Origin of the sequence: Escherichia sp. E2748, assembly GCF_005781125.1 — a bacterium.
Lineage (GTDB): Bacteria > Pseudomonadota > Gammaproteobacteria > Enterobacterales > Enterobacteriaceae > Escherichia.
The window spans coordinates 1-13,859 of record NZ_VATP01000017.1; the positions used below are offsets into that span (position 1 = coordinate 1).

A 13,859-nucleotide genomic window follows, 5' to 3' on the forward strand; every position below is an offset into this window, starting at 1 on the left:
GTAAATACGCCGGTATCACTCATTGTTGCACCGCCGCCCAAATAGGACGTAATGGTGCTTGCCGTACTCTGAAGTTGTGAACCGTTAACGGCATCGGTGCTGGTGGTAGAAACAGTGCCTGCCAGTACGTTGGTGATTTTGCTGGTGGCATCGGTGCCGTGCGCGGCGCTGAATGCATTTTTAGCATCATTCCACAGCAGGGCATCATCCTTAAGGTCACCAACGGAATTCGTCAGGTTGGAGATGTTGGTGGTGTTGGTGGCAATACTTGCCGTATTCGTGGCAATGTTGCTGGTATTAGTAGCGATATTGGTGGTATTGGCCTCGACATCGTCATTGGTAGCTTTCAGCTGAGAACCGTTAACCGCATCCGTACTGGTAGCAGAAATAGTGCCGGCTTTAACGTTGGTGATGATGCTGGTGGCATCTGTACCATGTGCCGCACTATATCCCTTTTTAAGGGAGTCCCATTGTATCGTATTATTGTTTAGATCCGCTAAGGCGTCGCCAACATTGCCATAAATACCATTTTTCAGTCTGTAATTCGGGGAAGTAACGACGCCTTGCGAATTGACGGTAGCTCCCCCACCAAGATGGTCCGCTACTGACTTACTGATAGCATAAAGCTGTGATCCATTGATAGCATCAGTACTGTCAGTGCTGATATTACCTGCTGCCATATTGACAATTTGTCGCTGAACTGTTGTGTTCCCCACAGAGACGGAATTCTCTTCAGTCGCTACAGAACCAGCGCCCAGAGCAACGGAATTTTTCCCTTGAGCACTGGCTTGACTACCAATTGCAATGCCATTTTCTAAACCGGCATAACTACCTTGCCCTAGAGCAATAGCATTTGCGCCACCTGTAATACTACCATTACCCAGCGCGATAGCATTTACGCCGTCAGCTTTATTCCCCTGACCGATGGCAATTGCACCAGCAGCTACGGCCTGGCTTTGATTGCCCAGAGCAATCGTGTTATCGGCATCTGCAATACCCCCAGAGCCCAACGCGATACTATTAAGCCCATTTGCCTCAGCTTTAGTACCAACGGCCGTCGCATTTTCAGCGGCTTCACTCTCAGCGCCCATTGCAATGGCGGCAGAGCCACTGGCAGTGGCTATTCTGCCTATTGCAAGGCTGTCCGAAGCGTTAGCCCGACTACTACGGCCTATGGCAACGGCGTTTCCCGCAGCGCTAGTACCGAAACCTAATGCCATACTGTAATCGGAATTTGCTTTGGCGGAATGACCGAGAGCAATGGCATTCATACCACTGGAACCAGAAGAGACGCCTATCGCCATGGAATGATTTCCTGAGGAAACAGAGGAAGCCCCTATGGCTATAGCACGATCGCCCGAAGAGTCAGCTTTCACACCTAAAGCCAGAGAGGCACCTCCTCCTGCACTACTGTATGCGCCGGTCGCCGTGCTCCATAACCCCAGCGCTTTGGCGTAGTAACCCAATGCCGTCGATGCACCATTTGTATCGGTCTGGGTACTTGCTTGAGATCCCTCACCAATAGCAACCCAACCGTCGCCATTATTCTGACCTGCCGGGGTAGTTGGGGTACCCGGTTCGTTCCCTGCATTTGCTCCAAACGACGACAACATCCCACTAGTTGCAACCAATGCAGAAATTAGCAGCTTACTGCGTCCGCTCTTCTTGCCACGGCTCTTCGCCGTTTCGCTGGCAACGCTGTAACTGCCCGTCGCCGGATTCCAGATAACTTTAAATATTTTGTTCATTATTGATGCTCTCTATTCCTTGATATAAGCGCAGAAGCTGCATTTATTTTTTGCTTTTTCGCTGCTGATATGCAGCAGAGTGAAGGTCGTCGAACTGAAGGTTTGCCATATTGATGGCGAGCTTCAGGTATTTAAGATTATTAGGAGATACGCCTTTCAGCGTCAGGTTAATGTCTTGCCATTGACCTGGTAATAATTTCAGCGAGGAGTTCATTGAGGTGCTGAAAAGTAATTGCTGCCATTTTGCTAAGTCTTTAGCATCGGCAGGTTTTTCGTTGCCCCAGGTGGCATGAAAACCAATATTGGATACGGGAACGCTTAATAAGTTGACCAGTGAAATACGAATAACGCTGCCATTTTCTACGGCGTCAATAGACAGTATGCGGCCTGCTAAACCTACGGAGCCATTATTTAAAATGAAATATTGTGTTTGTGCCGGGTTAAATTCAGTGAAGACAAACTCATTCTGCTTGTCCTTGACTGATTTCACGACGCTGGCAAGCGTTTTGGTACTGGTTATGATGCTGTTTTGTTGTTTTTCAATAAGTTCAATTTTGCTTTTATATTGATCTTGCTGTTTTTTAAGCGCGTCTATTTGACTTTGTTGCAACGCTTGCTGCCTGGTGAACTCGTCGATTGAGTTTACTTTTTCAATATAGTCACACCCCGTTAATGCACAGAGTGACGATATCGTTAACACATTTAATAGTGCTTTTTTTATGCTCATGGGATGAATTCCTTTTCATAATCCTGATGCGTTGAAAACTACGGTATAATTATTTTTTGTGTGAATGATTTAATATTTTATATTCACAATAAAAATAGATGAGAGAGTTTTTAATTAATGGGCATTGAGAGTGTGTTATTAAATGTCAAATTGTTTTAGTTTGTCGATGATAATGAGTAAATCGCGCGAATTTTAATGATCGGTGTCAATCAATGTCAAATATTTAATGGAGTAAAAGCGAGGAAGGTAAGAAGTTAATATTCGTATGGTGGATGTTTTGATAAAATAAATGTGATGATGGTTGAAAAATATAAATAATTAAGCATTAATACACGAATAATCATATTTAATATTTATATATAGTACTTTTATTACGCAGAATATTTTCAGAATTTAGCCTGTGACAATGAGGCAAGCGAGCGGGCAACATTGAACATGTAATGTTAAAAATGTTCGGTATCTGAAACCGGCTCCTGCATGTGTCAGCAGGAGCGAGTAAAAATAGAGGAAGCGGTGATTACATTGATCAGAAGGCAGTCTTTGAGAACCCGGTCATCTCTTCTAGGCCCATTTCACGGCCCAGTGCGGTCATCGGGTGCACAACGACCAGTCCGCGAACGCTCTTCTTCAGTTTGCCCATATCAGCTTGCTCTTTTTTGGTAATCGCACGCTGGAATGGCATCTTCATCAGCTTTTGTGCTTCTTTGCTGAGTTTCTGGCTATGAACTTCGCGCAGACGCGCAATTTCAGCTTCCAGCGTGACTTTCTCTTTTTCCAGCTCGGCATATTTGTCTGCGGCTTCAACCAGCGACAGATCGGCTTGCTGATGGCGGATGGCGTCCAGGCGATCGCTGAGACGTTTGATTTCGTTTTTTTCGACTTCTTTCATTTGATGGCTTCTGATAAAGATAAATTTATAGTCCCTAGTATGCGCGACCAGGCACTTTGTTCACAACTGATGACATTGTAATAGTTCTTCCTTGCAACCAGTTACATGCTCAAAAACCATGTAACGTTTTGATTTGTAGTAAAATTAAAAGAAAAAGATAACCAGTGAGGGTGAACATTGAGGAATAAGCACGTTTTCCTTAATGCCATCTTGACCTGGATCCTAAACTAAAATTGGCGGCCGCGCATTCCCGGCGCGGGGTAATACGGAGATATTATCATGGGCAAATTAGGTGAAAACGTTCCGCATCTGATCGACAAAGCCGTAGATTTTATGGCATCAAGCCAGGCGTTCCGGGAGTATCTGAAAAAGCTTCCTCCCCGCGACGCTATTCCGTCCGGTATACCTGAGGAAAGCGTGCCGTTATATCTGCAACGTCTGGAGTATTATCGTCGGCTTTATCGGCCGAAGCAGGTTGAGAAGCAGTAATCGCTTACTTTTGAAAGGCTTTTTTTAAGCTGATTTTGGAAATCAGCTCTGTCAGTGAAAGGACCATTGTTGAACGCACAGCTTGTTGGTAACGCTGAATTTGCATCGCATACAAACTGGAATCCGTTGGTTCAAATTGTGGCGGCGGTGGGATCGCCGCCACGCAGTGCAGCTCGCCAAATGGCCCAATAATTTCATCATCGGTAAAGGCATACTCGTTACCGTCGTGATTCAGCTCTTCACGCAGCGCCATCAAGAGTTCCGCATCTTCATATTCGTTGCGGCTAATCACGCCAAGCCCATAAATCAGCTTTAAGCGCACGGAAAGGTCGCCCAGCGGACCATCGCCGTCGAGTAACGGTTCTACAGCATACTTCACCGCGTAATCGTCTTTGCGGAATACCTGAAGCACCAGAAGATTCACCGCCTCGGTCAGGAGATCAACGGCGGTGATCAAAAAGCTTCGCACGGTTTTGCCAGCATTCAGACGCTCAAGCACACGGTTTTCAAAGGCCTGGGTTTGTTCCATTGTTGCCTGCATATCTGACAATCTGTTGTTCAGGCGCAGGGTTTTCTGCGCCTGGTCTACCATTATTTTGCGTTATAAGCCGTGACTGCTTCGGCGACTACCTCGCTGTTAGCATCAAGCCCGGAAATTTGCGCCAGCGCTTCCTGCGGGCCTTTCTCGGTAATCAGTGCCGCCAGTTCCTGCGCCTGCGGATCATCTTCACTACGGAAATGCATCGCGGCGGCGATACCTTCAATCAGGTTTTTGTGCGGCAAACCGTACTCCAGCGTACCCAACAGCGGTTTTACCAAACGATCGCCAGCGCTCAGTTTACGCAGCGGCTGACGCCCTACACGCTCCACATCATCCTTCAGATACGGATTTTCAAAACGACCGAGGATTTTCTGGATGTATGCTGCATGTTTGTCAGCATCAAAGCCATAGCGCTTGATCAGTACAGCGCCGCTTTCTTCCATCGCACCTTTTACCACTGCACGGATTTTCTCGTCGAGAATCGCATCACGAATGGTCTGATGGCCCGCCAGTTTTCCGAGGTACGCGGTTATAGCATGACCTGTGTTCAGGGTGAAGAGTTTACGCTCGACAAATGCCATCAGGTTGTCTGTTAATTCCATACCTGGGATGTTCGGCAGTGTGCCTTTGAACTGGGTTTTATCAACAATCCATTCGCTGAAGGTTTCTACCGTGACTTCCAGCGGATCGTTAGTTGCAGAAGCGGAAGGCGGTACGATGCGGTCAACGGCGGAATCGACAAAGCCAACATGCTCTTCTACCCACGCTTTGGCATCTTCCGGCAGAGCGTTCATCACATGGCCTTTCAGCTGCGTGGTGCCGCGAACCATGTTTTCACAGGCGATGATGTTCAGCGGGGATTCATAACCTTGCTCTTTACGTTTCACCAGCCCTTTAGCGATGGCAGGAGCTATACGTTCCAGCACGACCGGGCCAACGGCGGTAGTGACTAAATCAACCTGAGCAATCAGATCAACGACATCATCACCAATGCTGCTGACGGCATTTACACCGGAAACGGTATCCACCTGCTCGGTTTCGCCGACCACATGAACCTGATAGCTATGACGGGCATTCAGGGCATCAAGCACCACCTGATTTACATCGGCAAACGTCAGTTGGATACCCGCGTCCGCCAGCAGTTTACCGATAAAGCCACGACCGATATTACCTGCGCCAAAATGTAATGCTTTCATAGTATTAACCTTCATCAATGTTTTTACCCGAGAGGGCTGGGGTGAGGCATTTCCCTCACCCAAACCCTCTCCATGTGGAGAGGGGCAGCGCCGGATGCGGCGTAAACGCCTTATCCGGCCTACAAGAACGTGAAAATTCAACAAATTGCGCTTTGTTTTGTAGGCCTGATAAGCGAAGCGCATCAGGCAATCAGCCCCACCTTCTCCATGTGGAGAGGGTGGGATTGGATTACTTACGACCTGCCAGCAGTTCCAGCACTTCATCCACGCTGGTGGTGTGTGCCAGACGCTCGATGACGGACTCATCATCCAGTGCGTTGGTCAGGCTGGTGATAACCTGAATGTGCTCGTTGTTACGGGCTGCAATACCAATCACCAGACGGGCAATGTCATCTTCTTCTTCACCGAAGCGCACGCCTTCCGGGTACTGGCAGAACACGACGCCCGTTTTCAGCACGCGATCTTTCGCTTCAACCGTACCGTGCGGCACGGCGATAGACTCACCCAGGTAAGTCGGGGTCAGTTTTTCACGGTCCAGCATCGCCTGTACGTATTCCGGCTCAACATAACCGCCTTTCACCAGCTGCTCGCCAGCAAAACGAATCGCTTCTTCTTTGGTGGCCGCTTTGCGACCGAGGAAGATGTTTTCCGCGCCGAGCTTGAACAGGTTGGCATTAGAATCGTCAAAGCTGTCTTTCAGGCTGTCTTTTACTTTCACTTCGTTTTCAGTATGACGCTGGGCAGCAACCAGACGTTCAGTCAGGCTGGTGTACAGGCCGCTATCGAGGAAGTTAGTCAGCGAAATATGTTGTGCCTGCGGAACCTGGCGCATAGCGCGTTCGGTCAGATCACGGTGAGTGATGACCAGGTCCACATCCGGCGGTAGGTTGTTGATCGCGCTGTTGGTAACTGAAATCTGCGACAGACCCGCATCCTGAATTTTCTTACGCAGCACACCTGCGCCCATCGCACTGGAACCCATACCGGCGTCACAGGCAACGATGATTTTACGTACGTGGCTCAGGTCGTTAGTCACATCGCCAGCAGACAGCGGAGACGCGCCTTTAGACTCAGCTTTCATTTCCTGAACGCGACGTGCTGCAGCTTCAATATCATCTTCTTCTTTTACTTTGCTGGTTTTCAGCAAAATAGCAGAGACAACGAAGGACACAGCCATCGCCGCACACACACCTGCGATGTTAGCGAAATAAGCACCTTTTGGCGTCATCGCCAGTACCGCGAGGATAGAACCCGGAGATGCCGGAGAAACCAAACCACCGCCCAGAATAGTCAGCGTGAACACGCCAGTCATACCGCCGAGGATAACGGCCAGAATCAGACGCGGATTCATCAACACATACGGGAAGTAAATTTCGTGGATACCACCCAGGAAGTGGATGATTGCCGCACCGCCCGCAGACTGTTTAGCGCTACCACGACCAAAGAACATGTACGCCAGCAGAACACCCATACCCGGACCCGGGTTAGCTTCAATCAGGAAGAAGATGGATTTACCCAGTTCATGGGACTGCTGAATACCCAGCGGCGAGAAGATACCGTGGTTAATGGCGTTGTTGAGGAACAGGATTTTCGCTGGCTCAACAAAGATGGACGCCAGCGGCAGCATGTCATGGACAACCATGAAGTTAACGCCCGCAGCCAGCATTTTGGACAGGGCTTCAACCAGCGGACCAATCCCCATGAATGCCAGAATAGCGAGGATCATCCCCATGATACCGGCAGAGAAGTTGTTCACCAGCATCTCAAAACCGGATTTGATTTTACCGTCTACCCAGCGGTCGAAATGCTTAATGCACCAGCCACCCAGCGGACCTGCAATCATAGAACCGAGGAACATCGGCATATCTGCGCCGACGATAACGCCCATGGTGGTGATGGCACCGACTACGCCGCCACGTTCGCCGCCTACCAGCTTACCACCGGTATAACCGATCAGTAGCGGCAGGAGGTAGGTGATCATCGGCCCGACCAGCTTCGCCAGCGTTTCGTTCGGTAACCACCCTGTTGGAATAAATAACGCGGTGATGATACCCCACGCGATAAACGCGCCGATATTCGGCATCACCATGTTGCTGAGGAAACGACCAAAGCTTTGCACTTTGATCTTAATATCGGATGACATAAAAACACCCCTTCTTATGTTTGCTGTCGCGCAGGCTGGAAGCCCGAGGTTTTTTGTTAATGTGGCGGCAGAGGTAGCCGGACCTTGTAGATACTGCGAAATCTGGCACTGAATCGGTTAACTGTCCAGTTGATGGCCTTTTGTGTGATGTCAATCACATAAATATAGGGGGTAGAGAGGTAATTGACGTGATGTTCATCACAAAACGCTTGTGTAAAAAAGCAACAAGACGGCGATTTTCGCTAAAAATGGCATTTAAATGTGAGTAACGTCACATTTTTGTTTTGACGGTTTGTTGAATCTTTGTGATCTAAATCACAAGATATTTTCTCACGGCGTTCACCTGATGTGATCTACAGCATGTTATGCCTTAGTCATAAAATCGTTATGTAACTAAGCAACTCATCGCTTCTTAAAATTATTCTTCGGTGTGATGGCGAGAATCGCAAACCCGGATTATTGTCAAATAATCAGCCCGACGTGTATCTGGCTGCCAGCCCATAACAACTCTGATAAGCGTGAATTCGAGGCAGCTATGTTTCTAAACTATTTCGCGTTGGGAGTGCTGATCTTCGTCTTTCTGGTGATTTTTTATGGAATCATCGCGATACATGACATCCCCTATCTGATTGCCAAAAAGCGCAACCATCCTCATGCCGATGCCATTCATACCGCAGGGTGGGTCAGCTTGTTTACGCTCCACATTATCTGGCCGTTCCTGTGGATCTGGGCCACGCTTTACCAACCGGAACGCGGCTGGGGGATGCAGTCGCATATTACGCCGCAAGAGAGGGCGCCTGACACGGACATCGCTGCGCTTTCTGACCGTATCTCCCGGCTGGAACATCAACTCGCCGCCGAGAAAAAACCTGACTACTCCACGTTTCCGGAGATCTAATCATGGATCTGTTGATTGTCTTAACTTACGTGGCGCTGGCGTGGGCAGTATTTAAAATCTTCCGCATTCCGGTGAATCAGTGGACGCTGGCGACGGCGGCGCTCGGCGGTGTGTTTTTGGTGAGTGGTTTGATTTTATTGATGAATTATAACCATCCTTACACTTTTACGGCGCAAAAGGCGGTGATAGCTATCCCTATCACGCCACAGGTGACGGGGATCGTGACTGAAGTCACCGATAAAAATAATCAGCTTATTCAGAAGGGTGAGGTGCTTTTTAAGCTCGACCCGGTACGTTACCAGGCGCGAGTAGACAGACTTCAGGCTGATCTGATGACGGCGACGCATAACATCAAAACGCTGCGGGCGCAGCTCACTGAAGCGCAGGCTAACACCACTCAGGTTTCAGCGGAGCGCGATCGGCTGTTTAAAAATTATCAACGCTACCTGAAAGGCAGCCAGGCGGCGGTGAATCCGTTCTCGGAACGTGACATCGACGATGCGCGGCAGAATTTTCTCGCGCAGGATGCGTTAGTGAAAGGCTCGGTGGCGGAGCAGGCGCAGATCCAGAGCCAGCTCGACAGCATGGTCAACGGTGAGCAATCGCAGATTGTGAGCTTAAGAGCGCAACTTACTGAAGCAAAATATAACCTTGAGCAGACCGTCATTCGCGCGCCAAGCAATGGCTACGTTACTCAGGTACTGATCCGCCCAGGTACATACGCAGCTGCCTTGCCGCTGCGTCCGGTTATGGTTTTCATCCCTGAGCAAAAACGGCAAATTGTCGCCCAATTTCGGCAAAACTCGCTGTTACGTCTGAAACCCGGCGATGATGCGGAAGTGGTGTTTAACGCGCTGCCTGGGCAGGTGTTCCACGGCAAACTGACCAGTATTTTACCTGTCGTGCCTGGCGGCTCGTATCAGGCGCAGGGGGTACTGCAATCATTAACGGTCGTGCCCGGCACGGACGGTGTGCTGGGAACCATTGAACTGGACCCTAACGATGATATCGATGCCTTACCCGACGGCATCTACGCCCAGGTGGCAGTTTACTCCGACCATTTCAGCCATGTTTCGGTGATGCGGAAGGTACTGCTAAGAATGACCAGTTGGATGCATTATCTTTATTTGGATCATTGAGACTTATATCACCTGTGTTTTGCGTGAGCCTGGGCCATACTGATATTTTTCCTCGCACAAAGGACTCGGCATGAAACTCGTCGGTAGCTACACCAGCCCGTTTGTACGCAAACTTTCTATTCTGTTGTTAGAAAAGGGCATAACTTTCGAATTTATTAATGAACTGCCCTATAGCGCGGACAATGGCGTGGCGCAATTTAACCCGTTAGGGAAAGTGCCGGTGCTGGTGACCGAAGAGGGCGAATGTTGGTTTGATTCGCCGATCATCGCTGAATATATTGAATTATTGAATGTCGCTCCGGCGATGTTGCCGCGCGATCCGCTGGAGTCGTTGCGAGTGCGCAAAATTGAGGCGCTGGCCGACGGCATTATGGATGCCGGGCTGGTGTCGGTGCGTGAACAGGCGCGTCCGGCGGCGCAGCAGTCTGAAGATGAATTGTTACGCCAGCGGGAGAAAATCAACCGCAGCCTGGATGTGCTGGAAGGATATCTGGTCGATGGCACGCTCAAAACTGATACAGTCAATCTGGCGACTATCGCCATTGCCTGTGCCGTCGGGTATCTCAATTTCCGCCGCGTTGCGCCGGGCTGGTGTGTGGACCGCCCACACTTAGTCAAACTGGTCGAAAACCTGTTTAGCCGCGAAAGCTTCGCTCGCACCGAACCGCCAAAGGCTTGATGCGCGATATGTCCTCCTGACCCATCTCACGTTACAATCCGTGGTTATGTTAAACGCCCTTCTCCGTGCGAGAGGGCCTTGATGAGCCTGGTTTCCTATGACAACCGAAACGCGTTCCCTCTATAGTCAGCTTCCAGCTATCGATCGCTTATTGCGTGATAGTTCTTTCCTTTCTTTGCGTGATACTTATGGCCATACCCGTGTCGTGGAGTTGCTACGTCAAATGCTCGACGAAGCGCGGGAAATGATTCGCGACAGCCAGTCGCTGCCTGCATGGTGTGAAAACTGGGCGCAAGAGGTTGATGCTCGTCTGGCGAAAGAGGCGCAGAGCGCGCTGCGTCCGGTGATCAACCTGACGGGAACCGTGCTGCATACTAATCTTGGGCGGGCATTGCAGGCGGAAGCGGCGGTTGAGGCTGTTACGCAAGTTATGCGTTTGCCGGTGACGCTGGAATATGATCTGGATGACGCCGGACGCGGGCATCGCGATCGTGCGCTGGCGCAGTTGTTATGTCGCATCACCGGCGCAGAAGATGCCTGTATCGTCAATAACAATGCGGCGGCGGTGCTGCTGATGTTGGCAGCTACTGCCAGTGGTAAAGAAGTGGTGGTTTCTCGCGGCGAACTGGTGGAGATTGGCGGCGCGTTTCGTATTCCCGATGTCATGCGTCAGGCAGGCTGCACCCTACATGAAGTAGGGACCACCAACCGCACGCACGCGAATGATTATCGTCAGGCAGTGAATGAAAATACCGCGCTGCTGATGAAGGTGCATACCAGTAATTACAGCATTCAAGGCTTCACCAAAGCGATAGACGAAGCTGAACTGGTGGCGCTCGGCAAAGAACTGGATGTTCCCGTGGTGACTGATTTAGGCAGTGGTTCGCTGGTGGATCTCAGTCAGTATGGTTTGCCAAAAGAGCCTATGCCGCAGGAGTTGATTGCGGCGGGCGTCAGCCTGGTGAGCTTCTCCGGCGACAAGTTGTTAGGCGGGCCGCAGGCAGGGATTATCGTTGGTAAAAAAGAGATGATCGCGCGTTTGCAGAGTCACCCGCTGAAACGTGCATTACGTGCAGATAAAATGACACTCGCGGCGCTGGAAGCCACGTTGCGTCTTTATTTACACCCTGAAGCACTGAGTGAAAAATTACCGACCCTGCGTCTGCTTACCCGCAGCGCAGAGGTCATTCAAATCCAGGCGCAACGGTTGCAGGCACCCCTTGCCGCTCACTATGGCGCGGAGTTTGCGGTACAGGTTATGCCATGCCTTTCGCAGATTGGCAGTGGTTCGCTGCCGGTGGATCGTCTGCCGAGCGCGGCATTGACGTTTACGCCTCATGACGGACGCGGTAGCCACCTTGAGTCATTAGCTGCTCGCTGGCGTGAATTGCCGATTCCGGTGATTGGGCGCATTTACGACGGGCGTCTATGGCTGGACCTACGCTGCCTTGAAGATGAGCAACGGTTTTTGGAGATGTTGTTGAAATGATTATTGCGACTGCCGGACACGTTGACCACGGCAAAACGACGTTATTACAGGCGATTACGGGCGTAAATGCCGACCGTCTGCCGGAAGAAAAGAAGCGTGGGATGACCATCGATCTCGGCTATGCCTACTGGCCGCAGCCAGATGGACGCGTGCCTGGTTTTATCGACGTTCCCGGTCATGAAAAGTTTCTTTCCAACATGCTGGCGGGCGTTGGTGGTATCGATCACGCACTGCTGGTGGTGGCGTGCGATGACGGCGTGATGGCACAGACCCGTGAGCATCTGGCGATTTTGCAGCTTACCGGTAACCCGATGCTGACAGTGGCATTGACTAAAGCCGATCGCGTGGACGAAGCGCGTGTTGATGAGGTTGAACGCCAGGTAAAGGAGGTGCTGCGGGAATACGGTTTTGCTGAGGCAAAACTGTTTATCACCGCAGCGACCGAAGGACGGGGAATTGATGCCCTGCGCGAACATCTGCTTCAGTTGCCGGAACGCGAACACGCCAGCCAACATAGTTTCCGCCTCGCGATCGACCGCGCATTTACCGTAAAAGGTGCCGGGCTGGTGGTCACCGGTACGGCGTTAAGCGGGGAAGTGAAGGTAGGCGATTCACTATGGCTGACTGGTGTAAATAAACCGATGCGCGTGCGTGCGCTGCATGCGCAAAACCAGCCAACTGAAACCGCCCATGCCGGGCAGCGTATTGCGCTTAACATCGCTGGTGATGCGGAAAAAGAACAGATTAACCGTGGCGACTGGCTGCTTGCCGATGTGCCGCCAGAGCCGTTCACACGAGTGATTGTCGAGTTACAAACCCATACGCCGCTGACCCAGTGGCAGCCGCTGCATATTCACCACGCCGCCAGCCACGTTACGGGGCGCGTTTCGCTGCTGGAAGATAACCTTGCCGAGCTGGTGTTCGACACGCCGCTGTGGCTGGCGGATAACGATCGCCTGGTGCTGCGCGATATCTCTGCCCGTAACACGTTGGCGGGGGCGCGGGTGGTGATGCTTAACCCGCCGCGTCGCGGTAAACGTAAGCCGGAATATCTGCAATGGCTGGCGTCACTGGCACGCACACAAAGCGATGCCGACGCACTGACCGTTCATCTGGAGCGCGGTGCGGTTAACCTTGCCGATTTCGCCTGGGCGCGTCAGCTCAATGGTGAAGGGATGCGCGAATTACTGCAACAGCCGGGCTATATTCAGGCTGGTTACAGTTTGTTGAACGCTCCAGTTGCCGCCCGCTGGCAACGTAAAATTCTCGACACATTAGCAACTTATCATGAGCAACATCGCGATGAACCAGGTCCAGGACGCGAGCGTCTGCGGCGTATGGCGTTGCCGATGGAAGATGAAGCACTGGTGCTGTTGCTGATTGAAAAGATGCGCGAAAGCGGCGACATTCACAGCCATCATGGTTGGCTGCATCTGCCGGATCACAAAGCGGGATTTAGCGAAGAGCAGCAAGCAATCTGGCAAAAAGTGGAACCGCTGTTTGGCAACGAGCCGTGGTGGGTGCGTGACCTGGCAAAAGAGACGGGAACTGACGAACAGGCAATGCGCCTGACACTACGGCAGGCGGCGCAGCAGGGGATAATTACGGCGATCGTTAAAGATCGTTATTACCGTAACGATCGGATTGTCGAGTTTGCCAACATGATCCGCGATCTCGATCAGGAGTGTGGCTCGACCTGTGCGGCAGATTTCCGCGATCGCTTAGGTGTTGGTCGAAAACTGGCAATTCAAATTCTGGAGTATTTTGACCGCATTGGTTTTACGCGTCGTCGGGGAAATGATCATTTATTGCGTGACGCATTATTATTTCCGCATAAATAAGATAATGATTAATTCATATTAAATACGAATTACTTTAAAAGTCTTATAAATTTTGAAAAAGCGCATTAGAACATGAGTCT

The 13,859-nt window shown here is 50.7% G+C and carries 12 protein-coding genes; 6 read left to right on the forward strand and 6 right to left on the reverse strand.

Translation table 11 applies throughout. The annotated features are described in order from the left end of the window. From FEK42_RS14305 to FEK42_RS14315, 3 genes are all read right to left on the reverse strand, one after another. A partial coding sequence (locus FEK42_RS14305; RefSeq protein ID WP_276609135.1) for an ESPR-type extended signal peptide-containing protein occupies positions 1–1,748 on the reverse strand: 1,748 nt, incomplete at its 3' end. A 43-nt stretch (positions 1,749–1,791) separates the two neighbouring features. After that, the gene (locus FEK42_RS14310; RefSeq protein ID WP_135493197.1) at positions 1,792–2,475 is read right to left on the reverse strand and encodes a DUF3251 domain-containing protein; all 684 of its coding nucleotides are present in this window, start codon (positions 2,473–2,475) and stop codon (positions 1,792–1,794) included. Positions 2,476–3,001: 526 nt separating this feature from the next. Beyond that, the gene (locus FEK42_RS14315; protein ID WP_135493198.1) at positions 3,002–3,364 is read right to left on the reverse strand and encodes a YibL family ribosome-associated protein; all 363 of its coding nucleotides are present in this window, start codon (positions 3,362–3,364) and stop codon (positions 3,002–3,004) included. A 279-nt stretch (positions 3,365–3,643) separates the two neighbouring features. On the opposite strand from FEK42_RS14315, the gene yibT reads away from it, so the two are divergent. Next, complete coding sequence (yibT, locus tag FEK42_RS14320) at positions 3,644–3,853, forward strand: protein YibT (RefSeq protein ID WP_135410572.1); 210 nt, start codon at positions 3,644–3,646, stop codon at positions 3,851–3,853. A 4-nt stretch (positions 3,854–3,857) separates the two neighbouring features. On the opposite strand, the gene mtlR is transcribed toward yibT, so the two are convergent. The 3 genes from mtlR to mtlA all read right to left on the reverse strand — a co-directional run bounded on the left by mtlR (position 3,858) and on the right by mtlA (position 7,733). Continuing rightward, complete coding sequence (mtlR, locus tag FEK42_RS14325; RefSeq protein ID WP_130206672.1) at positions 3,858–4,445, reverse strand: mannitol operon repressor MtlR; 588 nt, start codon at positions 4,443–4,445, stop codon at positions 3,858–3,860. Continuing rightward, on the reverse strand, positions 4,445–5,590 hold the full coding sequence (mtlD, locus tag FEK42_RS14330) for a mannitol-1-phosphate 5-dehydrogenase (RefSeq protein WP_135493199.1): 1,146 nt from the start codon (positions 5,588–5,590) through the stop codon (positions 4,445–4,447). The genes mtlR and mtlD overlap by 1 nt, the downstream gene beginning before the upstream one ends. Positions 5,591–5,819: 229 nt before the next feature. Continuing rightward, the gene (gene mtlA / locus FEK42_RS14335) at positions 5,820–7,733 is read right to left on the reverse strand and encodes a PTS mannitol transporter subunit IICBA (protein WP_130206668.1); all 1,914 of its coding nucleotides are present in this window, start codon (positions 7,731–7,733) and stop codon (positions 5,820–5,822) included. A gap of 535 nt (positions 7,734–8,268) precedes the next feature. Between mtlA and FEK42_RS14340 the strand changes: the two genes are divergently transcribed. The 5 genes from FEK42_RS14340 (at position 8,269) to selB (ending at position 13,779) form a co-directional block, all read left to right on the forward strand. Continuing rightward, a complete protein-coding gene (locus FEK42_RS14340) occupies positions 8,269–8,631 on the forward strand; it encodes a DUF3302 domain-containing protein (RefSeq protein ID WP_135493200.1) in 363 nt (120 codons plus the stop codon). A gap of 2 nt (positions 8,632–8,633) precedes the next feature. Continuing rightward, positions 8,634–9,770 (forward strand): HlyD family secretion protein, encoded by a 1,137-nt coding sequence (locus FEK42_RS14345; RefSeq protein WP_000364939.1) that lies wholly within the window; start codon positions 8,634–8,636, stop codon positions 9,768–9,770. A 70-nt stretch (positions 9,771–9,840) separates the two neighbouring features. Then, entirely contained in the window at positions 9,841–10,449 is a 609-nt protein-coding gene (locus FEK42_RS14350; RefSeq protein ID WP_135493201.1) for a glutathione S-transferase, read from the forward strand. A gap of 97 nt (positions 10,450–10,546) precedes the next feature. Beyond that, complete coding sequence (selA, locus tag FEK42_RS14355) at positions 10,547–11,938, forward strand: L-seryl-tRNA(Sec) selenium transferase (protein WP_130206662.1); 1,392 nt, start codon at positions 10,547–10,549, stop codon at positions 11,936–11,938. Then, on the forward strand, positions 11,935–13,779 hold the full coding sequence (selB, locus tag FEK42_RS14360) for a selenocysteine-specific translation elongation factor (protein WP_130258358.1): 1,845 nt from the start codon (positions 11,935–11,937) through the stop codon (positions 13,777–13,779). Before selA ends, selB begins: the two co-directional genes overlap by 4 nt. Positions 13,780–13,859: the final 80 nt, after the last annotated feature.

Coding starts and splice junctions, on each gene's coding strand:
- FEK42_RS14345 (WP_000364939.1), top strand. CDS start 8,634: ATGGATCTGTTGATTGTCTTAACTTACGTGGCGCTGGCGTGGGCAGTA.
- mtlA (WP_130206668.1), bottom strand. CDS start 7,733: ATGTCATCCGATATTAAGATCAAAGTGCAAAGCTTTGGTCGTTTCCTC.
- FEK42_RS14350 (WP_135493201.1), top strand. CDS start 9,841: ATGAAACTCGTCGGTAGCTACACCAGCCCGTTTGTACGCAAACTTTCT.
- FEK42_RS14315 (WP_135493198.1), bottom strand. CDS start 3,364: ATGAAAGAAGTCGAAAAAAACGAAATCAAACGTCTCAGCGATCGCCTG.
- FEK42_RS14310 (WP_135493197.1), bottom strand. CDS start 2,475: ATGAGCATAAAAAAAGCACTATTAAATGTGTTAACGATATCGTCACTC.
- mtlR (WP_130206672.1), bottom strand. CDS start 4,445: ATGGTAGACCAGGCGCAGAAAACCCTGCGCCTGAACAACAGATTGTCA.
- mtlD (WP_135493199.1), bottom strand. CDS start 5,590: ATGAAAGCATTACATTTTGGCGCAGGTAATATCGGTCGTGGCTTTATC.
- yibT (WP_135410572.1), top strand. CDS start 3,644: ATGGGCAAATTAGGTGAAAACGTTCCGCATCTGATCGACAAAGCCGTA.
- selB (WP_130258358.1), top strand. CDS start 11,935: ATGATTATTGCGACTGCCGGACACGTTGACCACGGCAAAACGACGTTA.
- selA (WP_130206662.1), top strand. CDS start 10,547: ATGACAACCGAAACGCGTTCCCTCTATAGTCAGCTTCCAGCTATCGAT.
- FEK42_RS14340 (WP_135493200.1), top strand. CDS start 8,269: ATGTTTCTAAACTATTTCGCGTTGGGAGTGCTGATCTTCGTCTTTCTG.